This is a genomic window from Streptomyces sp. Ag109_O5-10 (genome assembly GCF_900105755.1).
Taxonomy (GTDB): Bacteria; Actinomycetota; Actinomycetes; order Streptomycetales; family Streptomycetaceae; genus Streptomyces.
This window is the reverse complement of record NZ_FNTQ01000001.1, coordinates 655,390-672,152: the sequence shown is the minus strand read 5'-3', so window position 1 is coordinate 672,152 and position 16,763 is coordinate 655,390. Positions and strand designations below refer to the sequence as shown.

Below are 16,763 nucleotides of genomic sequence, written 5' to 3'. Positions count from 1 at the left end.
CCCCTGGCGATCTGCTCGCCCCGCTCGTGTCAGCGTTCGAGGACGAGGGCGAGGCCCTGGCCCACGCCGATGCAGAGGGTGGCGACGCCCGTGCCGGAGCCGCGGCGGGCGAGCTGGTGGGCGACGGTGCCGGCGAGGCGGGCGCCGGAGGCGCCGAGGGGGTGGCCGAGCGCGATGGCGCCGCCCTGCGGGTTGAGGATCGCCGGGTCGAACTCCGGCCATTCGGCGAGGCAGCCGAGGACCTGGGCAGCGAAGGCCTCGTTCAGCTCCAGTACGTCGAGGTCGGCGAAGGTCCGGGCGGCCTTGGCCAGGGCCCGGTCGACGGCCTCGACGGGGGCGAGGCCGAAGTAGTCGGGGTCGATCGCGGAGACTCCGGTCGCGCAGACGCGTGCCAGCGGCTCGCGGCCGATGGCCTTCACACCCTCCGCGTCGGCCAGCAGCAGGGCGGCGGCGCCGTCGTTGAGGGGGGAGGCGTTGCCCGCGGTGACCGTGCCCTGCTCGGTACGGAAGGACGGCTTGAGCCTTGCCATCGCCGCGAGGGAGGCGTTCGGGCGTACGCACTCGTCGGCCGCGAACAGCTGGGGGTCGCCGGTGCGCTGCGGGACCGGGACGGGCACCAACTCGGAGTCGAACAGGCCCTGCTCCTGGGCGGCTGCGGCCTTCTGGTGGCTGTGCAGGGCGAACTCGTCCTGCTGCTCACGGCCGATCTTGTGCTTCTCGGCGATCAGCTCGGCCGACTCCCCGAGAGGGATGGTCCATTGCGGGTTCATCGCCGGGTTCACCATGCGCCAGCCCAGCGTGGTGGAGTACAGCTCGGCGTGGGGCGCCGGGAACGGCCTGTCGTTCTTGGGCAGGACGTAGGGGGCGCGGGTCATGGACTCCACGCCGCCGGCGATGGTGACGGAGGCGTCGCCGACAGCGATGGCGCGGGCGGCCTGGATGACGGCTTCGAGTCCGGAGGCGCACAGCCGGTTGACCGTCGCCCCGGGCACGCTGGTGGGCAGGCCGGCGAGCAGGGCGGCCATGCGGGCCACGTCGCGGTTCTCCTCGCCGGCGCCGTTGGCGTTGCCGAGGTACACGTCCTCGATGCGCGCAGGGTCCAACTGGGGTATGCGGGAGAGGAGTTCGCGGATGGCGTGGGCAGCCAGGTCGTCGGGGCGCACCGAGGCCAGGCCGCCGTTGTAGCGCCCGATCGGCGTGCGCACGGCGTCGACGATGTAGACGGGGTTCACAGCAGGCCCTCCGTGACGGTCAGCTTGGCGTCGGTCTTGGCGGTGATCTCCTCGACGTCGACGGAAGGTGCGCACTCGACCAGCACAAGCCCCTCGTCGGTGACGTCGAGGACACCGAGATCAGTGATGATCCGGTTCACGCAGTGCTTCCCGGTCAGCGGCAGCGTGCACTCGGTGCGGATCTTCGGCGAGCCGTCCTTGGCAGTGTGCGTCATGACGACGATGACCGTGCGGGCGCCGTGGACCAGGTCCATCGCACCGCCGATCCCCGTGATCATCTTTCCGGGGATCGCCCAGTTCGCCAGGTCCCCCTGCTCGGAGACCTGCATGGCACCCAGCACCGCGACGTCGATGTGGCCGCCGCGGATCATCGCGAAGGACAGTGCGGAGTCGAAGAAGGAGGCGCCGGGCAGGACCGTGACGGTCTCCTTGCCGGCGTTGATCAGGTCCGGGTCGACCTCGTCCGCACCCGGGTAGGGGCCGGTGCCCAGGATGCCGTTCTCCGACTCGAGGATCACCTCCACCCCTGGCGGCAGGTAGGTCGGGATCAGCGTGGGCAGGCCGATGCCGAGATTGACGTACTGGCCGTCGCGCAGCTCACGCGCGGAGCGGGCGGCCATCTCCTCACGAGTCCAGGCCATCAGCTGGTCACCGTCCGCCGCTCGATCTTCTTGTCCGCCGCCTGCTGCGGGGTGAGGGCCAACACCCGCTGGACGAAGATGCCGGGCAGGTGCACGGCGTCCGGATCGATCTCGCCGGGCTCGACCAGCTCCTCCACCTCCGCGATCGTGAGCCTGCCGGCCATGGCCGCGAGGGGGTTGAAGTTGCGGGCGGACTTGCTGAACACCAGGTTTCCGTGCCGGTCGCCCTGCGCTGCCCGCACCAGCGCGAAGTCGGTGCGGATGCCGCGCTCGAGCACGTACTCGGTGCCGTCGAAGACCCGCACCTCCTTGGCCGGAGAGGCCAGTGCGACCCCGCCGGAGCCGTCGTAGCGCCAGGGCAGCCCGCCCTCGGCGACCTGCGTGCCCACCCCCGCCGGGGTGTAAAAGGCGGGGATGCCCGCGCCGCCGGCGCGCAGCCGTTCGGCGAGCGTGCCCTGTGGGATCAGCTCCACCTCCAGCTCACCGGCCAGGTACTGCCGCGCGAACTCCTTGTTGGCCCCGACGTACGATCCTGTCACCCGTCCGATCCGGCCCGCCGAGAGCAGTACCGCCAGGCCCGAATCCATTGCCCCGCAGTTGTTCGAGACGACAGACAGCCCGCCGACCCCCCGCTCGAACAGGGCCTGGATCAGCACGTTCGGCACACCACTCAATCCGAACCCGCCCACGGCCAACGATGCTCCATCCGGCACATCCGTCACGGCCTCCAGGGCCGTACTGACCAATTTCCCCATGCTTTTCGGATCTCCAGATACTCGCGTGAATTCTGTGGCGTAGTGTTTTACGCCGCCGACATGTCCGCCCGATGTGCATTCAGCCTGCCGGGCCGTCCACTGAGACCTGGTTCCACGGTCCGATGCCACGGCGCGCTCGGCCATCCCGCAGATCGGCGATATTGGCAGCGATTCAAGTGCTGTGCTGTCGGCCGCTCTCGCCTGAATCGGGTATTTCACGTTCCTGCGAGAACGAGATGCCGAGGTGACAGACGGGCGACTCCGTACGCCACCAGCGCGAGCCCGAACACCTGGAGGGTCAGCCACCAGCCACCACGCAGCCTTTCCCCGTAGAGGGTGACGCCGAGCGCCACACTCACCGGTGTGTCCCCGAGGGTCAGGGCAGGCTGGGAGGCGACCAGCGGTCCGGGTTGCATGGCGTTCTCCAGCAGGAAGGCACCCATATCCCGGCGGCCGAGGGCGGCGGTCGAGGACTTCGTGAGCGCGGCAGTGAGGGAGTAGGAGACGGCGGCGGCCAGGCCCATGCACGCGGCGCGCGCCGCGCCGTCGGTCAGCCTGACCGCGACGCTGCACAGCACCACCACGGCGAGCAGGCAGCAGGTCAGCGCCGCTGTCCACCGAGCCGCGGGGATCCCGGGAGTGCCACCGGTCGGCGCGGCCGCGAACAACGCCAGGCCCAGGCCGCCCCCGATGCTGCCGACGGGCACCCAGCCGGCCCGGGGCGACGGGCGCCCGAAGACGATGCTCGCGAGCAGCAGCACGAATGGCAACTGCATCATGAAGAGCGGCTGTACGACCGCCAGGGCGCCGGTGGCCAGCGCGGCGCCCTGGAAGATCGCCGAGAGGGTGACCCCACCTGTGCCGAGCAGTCAGACCGGTGTGCGCAGCAGGTCCCACATCAGGCCGGTGCGCAGACCGCTGGACTGCGGGACAACGGTGGCGGCCCGGCGCTGCATCACGGTCCCCAGTGCGTTGGTTGCCGCCGCGAGCAGAGCGAAGATCGGCGACAGCACGGTCAACAGCGTGGGCTCCTGTCCCGTGATCGCTGCGATCGATGATCGATCGATCGATCGTGGGTGTGGGTCAGTGCTCGGCGAGAAGACGCATCAGTTGGGCATCCAGGTCGACATGTACGTCCTCGGTGCCGGGTGACACCACCCCATCGGTGCGTTGCAGGAACTCCGTCACGACCGGCCAGGGGAACATGAGGTCCGCCGTCCCGCGGGTGGCTTTGGTCACGGGAACGGGCAGCACTTGTTCACCGAATCGGGAGGCACCCTGGCCGTGAGGTGTTCGATGTTCACGAGAATCGACAGCGCGCAGCCCGGTCAGTGCTTGCCGAAGAAAATCTCCTTCACCTCGCGGATCGCGTAGTACACGAGGACGTAGCCGGCGAGCGGGTCCGCCCACCACCAGCCGGCAAGTGAGTTGAGGGCGAGGCCGGCCAGGACGGCAGCTGCGAGCAAGCCATCGATCAGGGTGACCCGGCCCTCGGCCCTCAGCACTGGGTTGTCCAACGCGGCCCCGGTGCGGGCCTTGCCCGCCGCGAGGGTGAACATCAACGCTGCGGTGATGGCGGTCCAGGCGATACCCAGGGGCGAGTGGTGCGGGCGGAAGCCGGCGGCCAGCACCCACGTCGACTGGACCAGGAGATAGGCGGCGAGGAGGGCGAAGCCGATCCCGATCAGCTTCAGCGCCCGCCTCTGCCGGCCCTCACCGCTTCCTGACAGCTCCCAGATGACCGCGGTGGAGGCCCCGATCTCGATCAGGGAGTCGAGGCCGAACCCGGCCAGGGCCACCGACCTGGCCGTGATCGCGGCTACGGCGAGCACCACGATGCCGATCACATTCCAGGCGAGGGTGGCGTACTCCAGGGCAAAGCCGCGGCAGAGCAGGGTCTGGCGGGCGACATCATCGGTGGTGGTCACGGCACGAGTCTCCCTGAGCCCTCCGCAGCTGCCGATGGCGAGGCGCTCCGTGTGCTGCTGACCCTTGTATTCCCGGTTCGGCACCCCTTGGCCTGAACCCTCGTCGCTCGTGAGTGCGGACCCGTCGGACGCCGTTCCGGTGACCTCGACCGGCACATCCGCCTGACAGAGGTCCGGATCCACGGTCCAGCCCGTGGACACCCACCGCATCGCGCAGACGAGTGATGTCCGTCGAGAGCCGGAGGCCCCGGGCGCGGAGCCAGTCCCACGAACAAGGTATTTCACCGCCGGCACCGGTTATCCCCAGCGGATTCCGTTGACCCCGGTCGTCCGGGCCGCCGAGAGTCTTGCTTCCACGCAGACGGCGGGACTGGGGAAATTCATGAAGACATTCGTGCATCGGGGGCAGATCACCAAGGTGGTCTTCGGCAGCGGTACGCGCAGCCGTATCCCCGAGGAGGCCGACGCTCTCGGATGCCGTCGGGTGCTCGTCCTGAGCGCACCCGGTCAGGTGGGCCAGGCGGCGGAGGTGCACGACGTCCTGGGCGGGGCCGCGGTGGGCACCTTCACGGAAGCCGCTCCGCACACTCCCGTCGAGGTCACGGAGAACGCGGTCGCCTATGCCCGGACGGTGGGAGCGGACTCGGTCCTCGCCGTCGGCGGTGGCTCGACCATCGGCCTCGGCAAGGCGATCGCCCTGCGGACCGGGATGCCGCAGCTGGCGCTGCCCACCACCTACGCCGGCTCGGAGATGACACCGATCCTCGGCGAGACCGAGGGGCACCGGAAGACGACCCGCCGGCTGCCGCAAGTGCTGCCGAGGACCGTGGTCTACGACGTCGACCTGACGCTCACGTTTCCCGCGGCGGCGTCGGTGGTCAGCGGCATCAACGCGATGGCGCACGCCGTGGAGGCCCTCTACGCACAGGACCGGGATCCGCTCGCCTTCCTGATGGCCGGTGAGGCGCTCGAATCCCTCACCCGGTCCCTCCCGGTCGTCGCGCAGCGTCCGGACGACGGCGAGGCGCGGGCCGATGCCCTGTACGGGGCGTGGCTGGCGGGCACGTGCCTGGGCACGGTGGGCATGGCCCTGCACCACAAGGTGTGCCATGTGCTGGGCGGCACGTTCGGGCTCGCGCACGCCGAGACCCACGCGGTCGTCCTGCCGCACGTGGTCGCCCACAACGCGGCGGCGGCCCCCGAGGCCATGGCACGCATCGCGGGTGCGCTGTCGGCGCCCGACGCGGCGAGCGGTCTCTTCGACTTCGCGCGACGGCTCGGCGCCCCCGGGGCACTGCGGGACCTCGGCATGCCGGAGTCGGGCATCGAGCAGGCGGCCGAACTCATCGTGCGCGACGGCTACTGGAACCCGCGGCCGGTCGAACGGGCCTCGGTGCACGCCCTCCTGACCGATGCCTGGGCAGGGCGGCGGCCGCGCACCCCACCCGGCGACGGACCTCGCCCGAGCGAGTCCGCGACCCACAACTCAACCATCACGGGAGCGCGTCATGCGTGATCTGACCAGCGACACCATCACCGAGGCCGTGATCTCGGCCATGCGGGAGACCAAGGACCCCCGCGTGGCCGAGATCCTGGAGTCAGTGGTGCGGCACCTGCACGCTTTCGTCCGCGACGTCGGCCTGACGGAGGACGAGTGGGCCCGGGCAGTGGACTTCCTGACGCGCACCGGGCAGACGTGCACCCCAACACGGCAGGAGTTCATCCTGCTGTCCGACGTGCTAGGCGTCACCATGCTGGTCGACAACCTGACCAACCGACGCTCCGGCGAGGCCACGGAGAACAGCGTGCTGGGCCCGTACTTCAGGGAGGACAGGCCCCAGCAGGCCGCATCCGCCGACATCTCCGGCGGGCTGCCCGGTACCCCGCTGTTCTTCGAGGGACTGGTCGTGGACCACGACGGGGCACCGGTGGCCGACGCGGCGGTGGACGTCTGGCACAGCGACTCGGACGGCCACTACGACATGGAGGTACCCGGTCTGGACGAGCCGGCCATGCGCGCGCTGTTCCGTACCGACGACGCCGGGCACTTCGGCTTCCGTTCCATCCGCCCGTCCAGCTACCCGATACCCGGCGACGGCCCGGTCGGCGAACTCATGAGTGCGACCGGCAGGTCGCTGATGCGTCCCGCCCATGTGCACCTGCTGATCGAGGCTCCGGGGTTCCAGCGCGTGACCACCATGCTGTTCCCCTCGGACGACCCCTACCTCGACACCGATCCGGTCTTCGGCGTCAGGGAGTCCCTGGTCGAGCGCTACGACACGTACGCGGCCGGCACCGGCCCCCGCGGCGGAGCGACCGAGGCGCCGTACACCCTGCTGCGCCGCACCTTCGTCCTCGAACCCCACGTCACGGGCTGACCCCCACCGCGCCACCACGACGAGAGCCGCTCGTCCGTGCGGACGACCGGCGTCGAACACTTCATCACACCGCGGGGTCCGGCCCCGCCCTCACGGAGGTCCTCAGATGAGTGAAACCGTTGATGTCGTCTTCGGGTTCCGAGCCACGATGAGCCGGCTCGCCACGGGAGTCAGCGTGATCACCACATGCGCGGGCAGCACGCCCATCGGCATGACGGCGAGCGCCGTCGCCGCGCTGTCCCTTGAGCCGCTCCAGCTGATCGTGTGCATCGGCAACCAGCTGTACACGCGGACCGCGATCGCCGAGCACGGCCGCTTCGCCGTCAACGTCCTGGGCGAGGACAGCGAACACCTCGCACGGAACTTCGCCGTCTCCAAGGCGGACAAGTTCGCGGGCGTGGAGACCATCGACGACCACGGCGTGCCGGTGCTGAGGGAGGCCATCGCGGCTGTCGTGTGTGACGTCTCCGCCGCGCTGCCCGGTGGCGACCACACCATATTCGTGGGCGACGTCCGCCACTTCGAACACCGCGTGGAAGGCCGTCCGCTGCTCCACTTCGGCGGAGACTTCGGCGCGCTCAGGCCCCACTGCTGACGCCGGCGGCCCGGCGAAGGCTGCCGTGACCCCCGGCCCACCACGGCTCCCGGCCCCCGGCGTCCGGCTCGTGCAGGCGAGCCGGACGCCGGGGCCGCACTCGTTCCGACGACCCCATCGAAGGTGCCATGACCAGCTCCGTGCCGGCCTTCAAGCTGCGCCCCGCCGACCAGCCCCCGCACCTGCTGACCCGGCCCCGGCTGCTGCGCCGGCTGGACGCGTCGACCGAGCCCGTCGTGGTGGTCTCCGCGCCCGCCGGCGCCGGGAAGACGGTGCTCCTGAGCGAGTGGGCGCAGCGCCCCGCAGCCCGCGGCGGGTGCGCCTGGCTCAGCCTGGACGCGTACGACAACGCCCCGGGCCGGCTCTGGGCGGGCATCCTGCGGGCGCTGCGGCACGTACGGCCGGAACTGCCCGTCCACCCACACAGCGGCGCGTGGACGCTCGATGCGTGGCCCGAGGAGATCCTGCCGGACCTCGTGAGCGGACTGCACGGCCAGGGACCCCTCACGCTGATCCTCGACGGGGTGGAATCGATCACGGACGCCGACGCGGTCCGCAGCCTGTCGGACTTCCTGACCAGGCTTCCGCATGGCTTCCGTGTCGTCCTGTCGACGCGTCACGTTCCGGGCGGGCCGGTACCCGCCCTGCGCGCCCGGGGCGCGGTCGCCGAACTGGATTGGGAGGACCTGGCCTTCACTCCGGAGGAGGCCGAGGCCGTGCTCACCGAACTGCTCGGGGCCGCTCCGGACGCGGAGACGTCGAGCGCGGTGTACCGGACCACGGAGGGGTGGGCGGCGGCGCTGTGCGTCATGGGCCGTACCCTCGCTCGCCCGTCGGGCATCGCCGGTACGGCCGCCGACCTGGCCCGCGGCGGGCGAGCGGTCACCGAGTACCTGGCCACCGAGGTGCTGTACCGGCTCACCACCGAGCAGCGCGAGTTCCTCCTGCGCACCAGTGTGCTCGACGAACTGAGTGCCGGGCCGTGCCGGGCCCTCGCCGGGGACCGGGCGGGCGTACTGCTGCGCGAGCTCGCGCGGACCGTCCAGCTGCTGGTCCCGGTGGCCGCCGAACCCTCGGCGTACCGGCGCCATCCCGCACTGTCCGCGCTGCTCTTCGACCTGCTCGGAGCCGAGGGGCGGGAGACCGTCGCGTCGATGCACCGGACGGCGGCCCGGTGGTACGCACAGCACGGCGGCACGACCGCGGCCGTCCGGCACTGGGTGCGGGGCGGCGACGAGGCCGCCGCCGTAGGGTCGGTACTCCGCGACTGGGAGAAGGCGATCTCGGCGGGCCGCAGCGGTGAGGTCGCGCAGTGGCTGGAGCTCCTGCCGCGCCGCACGGTCGCCGCGGACGCGAGACTGTGCGTCGTGGCGGCGATGGCGGCCCTCTCGGAGGGCGCTCCGGAGACGGCCCGGCGCTGGCTCGACGTGGTCCGGCTCAGGGAGCCGGGAGCGCAGACCTTCGGGGAGGGAAGCACGGTGTCCGACGCGGCAGCCGTCGCCCGGGCGGTGGCCTGCTGGCTGCAGGGGCAGATCCTGACCGGCGACCGGCTCGCCGAAACCGCCTTCGCCGGCACCGTCCCGCTGACGTCCTGGCGCGCTCTGGCCTGTACGGCCCGCGGTACCGCTCTGCTGTGGACCTCTCGGTACGAGGAGGCCGAGGCGCTGCTCGGCGAGGCGACCCGTGACGCACATGCCGCCGGGCACGGCCTGACGCTCGTCCGCGCGCTGGGGCTGCGGGCGCTGTGCGCCCTGCTGACCGGACGCCAGGAGCCGGCGCGCATGTTGAGCGACGCGGCCCTGGCCGCGGCCGGGACGGCCGGGCTGGAGCGGCACTTCGTCGCCGCGCCCGCCTACATCGGCCGGGCCGGCCTGCTCCTCGACGAGGGGCGGGCCGACGAGGCCGAGCGGACCCTGGCCGAGGCGGGAGCGGCGCTGGCCGACTCGTCCAGGACCGGCGGCGAACCCCAGATGCACGCCTGGTACCACGTCACACGGGCACGGCTTGCCGCTGCGCGGCACGACACGGCCGCCGCACGGGAGGCCCGCGAGACGGCCGAGCGGGCGGCGGCCCGGTGCGAGTCACCGGGAGTGCTCACCGAACTCCTCGGACGGGTCGTGCAGGACACCGTCGTGGGGCTCGTCGGGTCCGGGTCCCGGGAGCTGTCGCTGCGGGAACGCCGGGTGCTCCGCGCCCTGTGCGGTCCGCTGACACTGCGTGAGATCGCCTCCGAGTTCTACGTGTCCCACAACACCGTCAAGACACAGGTACGGGCGATCTTCCGCAAACTCGACGCGCACGACCGGAGCGAGGCGGTCGCCAGGGCCCGGGAGCGCGGCATGCTCTGACCCGGGCCCCGGCGTCCGGCTACCGGGCGTTCCGGCGCGTGCCGTCCTGTCGCCGGGCGTAGTCCGCCTGGGCCAGGTACGCGGTCTCCGGTTCCCCGTCGCCGGTCACGCTCTCGATGCCGCAGACCTTGCGGGCGAGGTCCGCCATGGTCCCGGTGGGAGACATCTCGGCACGCTTCATCGTGAGGCTCCGGATGGCCAGCAGGGGCGTGCCGTTGAAGTTCTCGAAGGTGCTGATGCGGTCGCCCCAGTCGGACAGGAACATGTCGCGGATCACCCGGCTGATCTTCAGCCGGTCGTGCGGCCTGCCGACCGGCCCGGTCTGCAGCGCCGCCAGCCACGGCCGCAGCTCGGGGCGCTCCCACTGCCCCTCGGTGGGGTAGATGAGCGCGGCGCGTCCGGACAGGTCGACGAGTTCGTGCGTCAGGTCGGTGATGTGCTCGATGTAGTAGGCCCGCCCGAAGTCGAACATCAGGACGTTCGGCTTGTAGATGCCGCCGGGAGTGAAGAACCCGTCGTCCTCCGAGGCGATCACGTGCGCCTTCAGCGTCTGGAGGAAGCCGGCGAACCGGGCGATCCTGGCCTGGACCGGAGGCAGTTGGTAGGTGCCGATGTGCTCGGTGATCAGCAGGGCCAGGCCGAGCATCAGCTCCGCCTTCACCATGGCACGCACCAGGGAGTGGTAGTGCAGCCAGTCGAAGACGCGCTGCGGGTACAGCGAGGCGTGCTCGGGGTTGCCGATGTGGAAGACCCGGTTCCAGGGGATGAGCACGTCCTCGAACACGATGATGCTGTCCAGCTCGTCACCCTGCGAGGCGAGCGGGTGCTCCACCTCCTCGCCGTCGCGGACGTTGCTCTCGCGGCAGATGATGGTGACCCCGGGGGTGTTGGGCTTCACGGCCCCGTAGATGATCTGCTCCGCCACGATGCCCGGGCGGTAGAAGACGCCGATGTGGATCCAGTCCCCGAAGGCCGCGCCGGTGCTGATGGACTTCACACCCCGCACGGTGATGCCCTCGTCCGAGGTGGCGATCACCCGCAGCGCGGGGGACTGGGCCTGTGCGGAATCGCGCGAGCGGTCCGCCTGCGGGTCGACGAAGGCCGGGGTCGCGTTGAGGTCCCCGTCCCGCATCACGTTCCAGAAGTCGAGGATCCCGCCGGTGAGGTCCCGCCCGTCGGTCCCGACGGACTGGCTGCTCCAGGGCTCGGGGTCGTCGACGTAGGTCAGCAGGACGTAGTTGTTGACATCCGGCGTACGCGGTATCGCACCGCCGCCCAGCTCCCGCTGCACCGTCTCCAGGTAGCGCCGCTTGCGCAGCAGGTCCTCCTTGGAGCGGTGCTGGAACCAGGTCATGGACCGCCGGACCCCGTCCTCGTCCAGGAACGTCATGACGTCCTGGAGGTCGGGGCGGTGGTGCAGGTCGTAGAAGTCCGCGATGCTGCGGGCGTACGCCCTGGTCTTGGGGTGCGTGGACACATCGGCGACGAGTTCGTCACCCACCCACACCGTGCGGCCGTCGTTCAGCGCCGCCAGGTATTCCTTGCCTGTACGCACGTCGTGCTCCTCTCGGGGGCAAGAGATCTGGACGACCAGGAACATGCGGCTCGGCGGGGTGAGCCGACGGTGCGGAACCGACAATCACCCGGGTGAAAGCGCCTGGCGCACAGGGACGGCCGTTGAGGGCGATGGGGCCGTGCGGCATGCTGACCCCATGCGCAGCACAGACCCCGCGGGTGACCGGCCCGGTGGGCGTGGGAACCGGGCCGTGAACGGCCTGCGCCTCAGGGGACGGGGCCGCGAGCTGGCGGCCGTCCGCGCGGCCCTGGACACGGTGCGGGGCGGGCGGGGTGCCTGCGTCGTCGTGGAAGGCGCGGCCGGCGTCGGCAAGAGCCGGCTGCTGGCGGAGCTGGACGGCATGGCACGGCGGTCCGGGTTCGACGTGGTGTCCGTACGGGCCGACGAACTCGACCAGTACGCCGCCGGGGCGGCCCTGCAGCTGGCCCTGCAGCCCTCCGACGGCTCCGCACGAGCCGCCGCGGCCACCGACGACCAGCGGCTGTGGCTGCTGGACAGCATCACGGACGACCTGGAGGACCGTGCCCAGCGCGCCCCGGTGGCGGTGCTCGTGGACGATGCGCAGTGGGCGGACGCGGCCACGCTCCTGGTGCTGCGCACCCTGCCCCGGCGGCTGGCGGCTTCGCGGATCCTGTGGGTGCTGGCGATACGGCCGGAGGCGGAGCGGCCGACCGTCGCCAGGGTGCGAGAGGATCTCGAACGTCTCGGAGCCCGCTGGCTGACCCTCGGCCCGCTGCCGCAGGAGGAGTTGCAGCACATCGCGGCCGACGTCCTCGGCGCGCAGCCGTCACTCGGGCTGGCCGGGCTGCTGCGGGGCGTCGCGGGCAATCCGTTCCTGGCGATCGAACTGGTGCGCGCCTTCGTCGACACGGACGCCGTCAGGGTGGAGGCGGGGGTGGCGAGCCTGGTGCACGACGGTATCCCCGTCGGGTTCCGGCGGAGCGTCGCCGCGCGTCTGGACCGGCTCCCGGAGGACGCCGTGCGCCTGCTCCAGGTGGGGTCCGTCCTCGGCCGGGAGTTCGACCTCGGCACGGCCGCCCGCATGCTCGGCAGGGAGGTGGGCAGCCTGCTGGCGGGTGTCGAGGCGGCCCTGAACGCCGGTCTGCTCTCCGGCGAAGGGCCGCGGCTGGCGTTCCGCCACGACCTCATGCGGCAGGCCGTCCACGAGAACCTGGCACCGGCCGTACGCGTCGCCCTGCACCGGCAGGCCGCCGACGTGCTGCGCGGCATCGGGGCACGATCGGCCGAGGTGGCCTGGCACGTCGTCCTGTCGGGCGGCCCGGTCGACGACGACGCCGTGACCTCGCTGACCACCGCGGTACGGGAGCTGTCCTCGTCGGCCCCCGACGCGGCCGCGGACCTCGCCCAGCAGGTCGCCGGGCTGCTGCCCCCGCACGACCCACGGCGCATCGCCCTGCTCACCGACGCCGCCGAGCACCTCGGCCGGACCCGCCGGGTACACCAGGCCCTCGACATGGTCGACGCCACCCTGTCGGACCGGCTGGAGCCGCTGCAGGAGGCGCGTCTGCGCCTGGTGGCCGCCGAGATCCACCAGGCCACGGGCGACGACGCCGCCGCGATGACGCACCTCCAGCGGGCTCTCGCCCTTCCCGGGCTGCCGGCCGACCTGCGGGTCCGGCTGCTGAAGACCAAGGCCACCGGCCACGTCTACCTCGGCGACATCACCGCAGCCGAGCAGACCGACATCGGACTGGTCGAGGCCTCCTACCGCAGCGAGGACCCGGCCGTCGTCGTCAGCGCCATGGTGTTCCAGTCGCAGACGTCCTTCTACCGAGGGCGTCTCGCCCGCGCCCTCGAACTCGCCGAGGAGGCCACGGCGCGTTCCGGCACCCAGACCGGCGTACTCCACCTGCGGCCACCGCGGATTCCCGCGCTCTGGCTGGCCACGGTGCTGACCGCCACCGACCGGCTCGCGGAGACCGGGCGGGTGCTGCGGGAGGGGCAGCGCGAGGCGGAGGCGATGGGCCTGGGCTGGTCGCTTCCCCACTGGCACGCGAGCCGGGCCTGCGCGCTGTTCGAACAGGGGGCCCTGGACGACGCGGCCGTGGAGGCCGAGGCCAGCCTGATGGTGGCCGAGGAGCTGGAGATCACCCAGCCGACTCCACAGGCCCGCTCCGTACTGGCACTGGTGGAGATCCGACGCGGTGACCTCGCCAGAGCCGGGGACCATCTCCGTGCCGCCGAAGCCGGATCCGGCACGAGCACCCAGCGGTTCGGCCCGTGGGTGTCGCTGGCGCGCGCCTGTCTGGCCGACGCGGAGGGCCGGGACGCCGCGGCGGCAGCGGCGCTGGACGCCGGCTTCGCGAACGCCGAGCCGGCACAGCTGCTCGCGGTGCCGCCGTCCCACTGGCCCTGGATCGTGCGCACGGCACTGCGCGGCGAGGACGTGCCGGTCGCGCGGGCCGTGTCCGGCGCCCTGCGCACCCTCGCCGGACAGGACGACAGCCAGCGGATCATCGGGGCCGTCCGAGCCCATGCGGACGGACTGCTCCACCACGACCTGGGTGCGCTGGAGTCCGCCGTCACCGGTTACCGGAGCACAGGCAGGAGGCTGGCCCTGGCCGGCGTCTGCGAGGACCTCGCAGGCCTGCTGGCCGCCTCGGGCGACACCGCGTCGGCGATCCCCTACCTCGAGGAGGCGGGCGAGCTGGCGTCGGCCTCCGGAGCCGTGCGCGATCACGAACGGATCACGCGGAATCTCAGACACTTCGGCGTGCGCACGGCCGCCCCACGGCACCACACGAGCGGCACACCGGGATGGGAGGGCCTGACCGAGTCGGAGCGGAAGCTCATCCCGCTCGTCGTGGAGGGGCTCACCAACCGGGCCATAGCCGATCGGCTCTACGTGTCCGTGCACACCGTCAACACGCACATGAAGCACATCTTCGCCAAGCTCGGTATCAACACCCGGGTCGAACTGACCCGGCTGGCGATCGAGCGGGGCTGAAACCCCGGGGGGCGGACTGAGCGACGCCCGCGGCGGCGGGCGCGTGCCGAGAATCCCGTGAACGAGCGATGCCGGCGCCCCGGGCCCGGGGGATGCTGGTCGCGACGGCGCCGCAGGTACGGCGCCGTCGGGGATCCGGACATTCACTTCCCTATTTCCGGAGGGAAGAGCGGAAACCGCCGACGCGGCCGGACCGATCCGGCATGGAGAAATTCGCCCGGGCCGAGCCCCGAATGTGCCACATATCGCATTAATGAGACATTGTGACGTGGACTCAGGCGGTTGTACGTTTCACCTGTGATGAGAATTTCAGCAGTTGCATTCATCGGTGCCGTGGCAGTCGCATTCGGAACTTTCGCAGCGACCGTGTCCCCCTGGTGGTGGCCGGCCGCCCTGCTTTTCGCGGCACTGACGGGCGTGGGTTCCTACGATCTCCTCCAAAAACGTCACTCGGTGCTGCGCAACTACCCCGTGCTGGGACATGTGCGCTTCATGCTGGAGTCGATCCGGCCGGAGCTGCAGCAGTATTTCATCGAGCGCAATTACGACGGCCGACCCTACGACAGGGATGTCCGCAGTCTCGTCTACCAGCGCGCCAAGGGCCTGGAGGCCGAGCAGGCGTTCGGGACCGAGCGGAACGTCTACGCCGAGGGGTACGAGTACTTCGAGTCGTCGATGAGGCCGCGCCCGGTGCAGGCAGAGCAGCCGAAGGTCCGCGTCGGCGGTCCGGACTGCACCAAGCCCTACGACATGGCACTGCTCAACGTCTCGGCGATGAGCTTCGGTTCGCTGTCCGCCAACGCCGTCCTCGCCCTGAACCGGGGTGCCGCCCTCGGGGGATTCGCGCACGACACCGGTGAGGGCGGCCTGTCGGAATACCACCTGCGTCACGGCGGCGACCTGGTGTGGGAGATCGGCACCGGATACTTCGGCTGCCGCACCGTGGACGGCCATTTCGACCGGGCGCGGTTCGCGGACAAGGCCGCTCACGACAGCGTGAAGTGCGTGTCCCTGAAGCTGTCCCAGGGAGCCAAGCCCGGCATCGGAGGGGTGCTGCCCGGGGAGAAGGTCACCGCCGAGATAGCCCGGGTACGCGGAGTCCCCGAGGGCCGGACCGTCGTCTCGCCCCCTTACCACGAGGTCTTCGGCACGCCACGGGAACTGGTCCGGTTCCTCGCGGAGATGCGCGAGCTGTCCGGGGGCAAGCCGGTCGGCTTCAAGTTCTGCGTGGGTTCCCGGCGGGAGTTCCTGGCGGTGTGCAAGGCGATGGTCGAGGAGGGCACCGCGCCGGACTTCATCATCGTGGACGGAGCCGAGGGCGGCACCGGAGCCGCCCCGTTGGAGTTCGCCGACCATCTGGGCAGCCCCCTCACCGAAGGGCTCGTCACCGTCCACAACGCGCTGGTCGGCGCGGGCCTGCGGGACCGGATCAGGATCGGCGCCAGCGGCAAGGTGGCCACCGGAGCCGACATCGTCAAACGCATGGTGCAGGGCGCCGACTTCACCAACGCGGCTCGCGCCATGATGTTCGCGATCGGATGCATCCAGGCGCAGAGCTGTCACACCAACACCTGCCCCGCCGGGGTCGCCACACAAGACCCGCGCCGCGCCCGCGCGTTGGACGTCGATGACAAGTCGGTCCGGGTCCAGCGCTTCCAGTCCGCCACGGTGAACAGCGCCATGAGGATCATCGCCTCGCTGGGCGTGAGCGGACCGGCCGCGCTGCGCCCGGACATGCTGCGCCGGCGCGTGGATCCGGTCACGGTCCGCTCCTACGCGGAGCTCTACGAATGGCTGGCTCCCGGGCAGTTGCTGATCGAGCCGCCGGAGTCCTGGGCCACGGACTGGAAGGCCGCCGATCCTGATCGCTTCACCGCCTGACCGGTCCCGCGGCGGTGAACGGGTGAAGAACGGGTGCGGCCCGGACGAGCGAAACGCAGGAGCCCCGGAACTCACCGTGCAGGCATCTCGTTCCGGACCGAGCCCGGTCCGGAACGAGATGCCTGCGCCTTCCGTGCCAGGTGATCCTCCTGGCCGACCGCGAGCCACGCCGAAAGCCAGGGCTCCAGTCCCTCTTCGAACGTCTGCCCGGCGTCGTCCTTGCCCGGGGCACCGTCTCCGGCGTTCATCGTGCAACACACTCCTGACTCCTCGGCCGGCTCAGCCGACCCGCCGGAATTCCGTGAGCCGGTTCCGGACCCAGGGGTAGAAACGGTCGAAGCGGTCGTAGGCGTGGCTGCCGCAATGCCCTTCCGGCGCTCTCCCGGCCGCGGGGAAAAGGGCGGCACTCGCGGAACCGCGGGCAACGAAGAGAACACCTGCGGCGACTGCGAGAAGAACAG

Annotated in this window: 14 protein-coding genes; 6 read left to right on the top strand and 8 right to left on the bottom strand. The window is 71.2% G+C overall.

Going from position 1 to position 16,763, the window contains the following annotated elements; genetic code table 11:
- Nucleotides 1–29: 29 nt before the first annotated feature.
- From BLW82_RS03165 to BLW82_RS03145, 7 genes are all read right to left on the bottom strand, one after another.
- A complete protein-coding gene (locus tag BLW82_RS03165) occupies nt 30–1,232 on the bottom strand; it encodes a thiolase family protein (protein WP_093497360.1) in 1,203 nt (400 codons plus the stop codon).
- Nucleotides 1,229–1,873: a CoA transferase subunit B gene (locus BLW82_RS03160; protein WP_093497359.1), complete on the bottom strand. Its 645-nt coding sequence runs from the start codon at nt 1,871–1,873 to the stop codon at nt 1,229–1,231. The genes BLW82_RS03165 and BLW82_RS03160 overlap by 4 nt, the downstream gene beginning before the upstream one ends.
- Nucleotides 1,873–2,628, bottom strand: a complete 756-nt coding sequence (locus BLW82_RS03155; protein WP_093497358.1) for a CoA transferase subunit A — start codon at nt 2,626–2,628, stop codon at nt 1,873–1,875. The genes BLW82_RS03160 and BLW82_RS03155 overlap by 1 nt, the downstream gene beginning before the upstream one ends.
- A gap of 215 nt (nt 2,629–2,843) precedes the next feature.
- Nucleotides 2,844–3,407 (bottom strand): hypothetical protein, encoded by a 564-nt coding sequence (locus BLW82_RS03150; protein WP_371131286.1) that lies wholly within the window; start codon nt 3,405–3,407, stop codon nt 2,844–2,846.
- 90 nt (nt 3,408–3,497) lie between these two features.
- Nucleotides 3,498–3,647: a hypothetical protein gene (locus BLW82_RS46160; RefSeq protein WP_371131285.1), complete on the bottom strand. Its 150-nt coding sequence runs from the start codon at nt 3,645–3,647 to the stop codon at nt 3,498–3,500.
- Nucleotides 3,648–3,711: 64 nt separating this feature from the next.
- Nucleotides 3,712–3,867, bottom strand: a complete 156-nt coding sequence (locus BLW82_RS44195; protein WP_177232813.1) for a hypothetical protein — start codon at nt 3,865–3,867, stop codon at nt 3,712–3,714.
- Nucleotides 3,868–3,956: 89 nt separating this feature from the next.
- Nucleotides 3,957–4,556, bottom strand: coding sequence for a cation diffusion facilitator family transporter (locus BLW82_RS03145; RefSeq protein WP_093507820.1), 600 nt, complete (start codon nt 4,554–4,556; stop codon nt 3,957–3,959).
- A 382-nt stretch (nt 4,557–4,938) separates the two neighbouring features.
- On the opposite strand from BLW82_RS03145, the gene BLW82_RS03140 reads away from it, so the two are divergent.
- The 4 genes from BLW82_RS03140 (at nt 4,939) to BLW82_RS03125 (ending at nt 9,877) form a co-directional block, all read left to right on the top strand.
- The gene (locus BLW82_RS03140) at nt 4,939–6,072 is read left to right on the top strand and encodes a maleylacetate reductase (protein WP_093497357.1); all 1,134 of its coding nucleotides are present in this window, start codon (nt 4,939–4,941) and stop codon (nt 6,070–6,072) included.
- The gene (locus BLW82_RS03135) at nt 6,065–6,934 is read left to right on the top strand and encodes a dioxygenase family protein (protein ID WP_093497356.1); all 870 of its coding nucleotides are present in this window, start codon (nt 6,065–6,067) and stop codon (nt 6,932–6,934) included. The genes BLW82_RS03140 and BLW82_RS03135 overlap by 8 nt, the downstream gene beginning before the upstream one ends.
- A gap of 106 nt (nt 6,935–7,040) precedes the next feature.
- Complete coding sequence (locus BLW82_RS03130; RefSeq protein ID WP_093497355.1) at nt 7,041–7,529, top strand: flavin reductase family protein; 489 nt, start codon at nt 7,041–7,043, stop codon at nt 7,527–7,529.
- Nucleotides 7,530–7,657: 128 nt separating this feature from the next.
- Complete coding sequence (locus BLW82_RS03125) at nt 7,658–9,877, top strand: helix-turn-helix transcriptional regulator (RefSeq protein ID WP_093497354.1); 2,220 nt, start codon at nt 7,658–7,660, stop codon at nt 9,875–9,877.
- A gap of 19 nt (nt 9,878–9,896) precedes the next feature.
- Here BLW82_RS03125 and BLW82_RS03120 read toward each other — a convergent pair whose 3' ends face one another.
- Nucleotides 9,897–11,432 (bottom strand): 4-hydroxyphenylacetate 3-hydroxylase family protein, encoded by a 1,536-nt coding sequence (locus BLW82_RS03120; protein WP_256215614.1) that lies wholly within the window; start codon nt 11,430–11,432, stop codon nt 9,897–9,899.
- Nucleotides 11,433–11,589: 157 nt separating this feature from the next.
- On the opposite strand from BLW82_RS03120, the gene BLW82_RS03115 reads away from it, so the two are divergent.
- Nucleotides 11,590–14,421: a helix-turn-helix transcriptional regulator gene (locus BLW82_RS03115; protein ID WP_177232812.1), complete on the top strand. Its 2,832-nt coding sequence runs from the start codon at nt 11,590–11,592 to the stop codon at nt 14,419–14,421.
- Nucleotides 14,422–14,718: 297 nt separating this feature from the next.
- Complete coding sequence (locus tag BLW82_RS03110) at nt 14,719–16,302, top strand: FMN-binding glutamate synthase family protein (RefSeq protein WP_256215613.1); 1,584 nt, start codon at nt 14,719–14,721, stop codon at nt 16,300–16,302.
- Nucleotides 16,303–16,763 lie beyond the last annotated feature (461 nt).

Coding starts and splice junctions, on each gene's coding strand:
- BLW82_RS03115 (WP_177232812.1), top strand. CDS start 11,590: ATGCGCAGCACAGACCCCGCGGGTGACCGGCCCGGTGGGCGTGGGAAC.
- BLW82_RS03135 (WP_093497356.1), top strand. CDS start 6,065: ATGCGTGATCTGACCAGCGACACCATCACCGAGGCCGTGATCTCGGCC.
- BLW82_RS03160 (WP_093497359.1), bottom strand. CDS start 1,873: ATGGCCTGGACTCGTGAGGAGATGGCCGCCCGCTCCGCGCGTGAGCTG.
- BLW82_RS03150 (WP_371131286.1), bottom strand. CDS start 3,407: ATGATGCAGTTGCCATTCGTGCTGCTGCTCGCGAGCATCGTCTTCGGG.
- BLW82_RS03125 (WP_093497354.1), top strand. CDS start 7,658: ATGACCAGCTCCGTGCCGGCCTTCAAGCTGCGCCCCGCCGACCAGCCC.
- BLW82_RS03130 (WP_093497355.1), top strand. CDS start 7,041: ATGAGTGAAACCGTTGATGTCGTCTTCGGGTTCCGAGCCACGATGAGC.
- BLW82_RS03155 (WP_093497358.1), bottom strand. CDS start 2,628: ATGGGGAAATTGGTCAGTACGGCCCTGGAGGCCGTGACGGATGTGCCG.
- BLW82_RS03140 (WP_093497357.1), top strand. CDS start 4,939: ATGAAGACATTCGTGCATCGGGGGCAGATCACCAAGGTGGTCTTCGGC.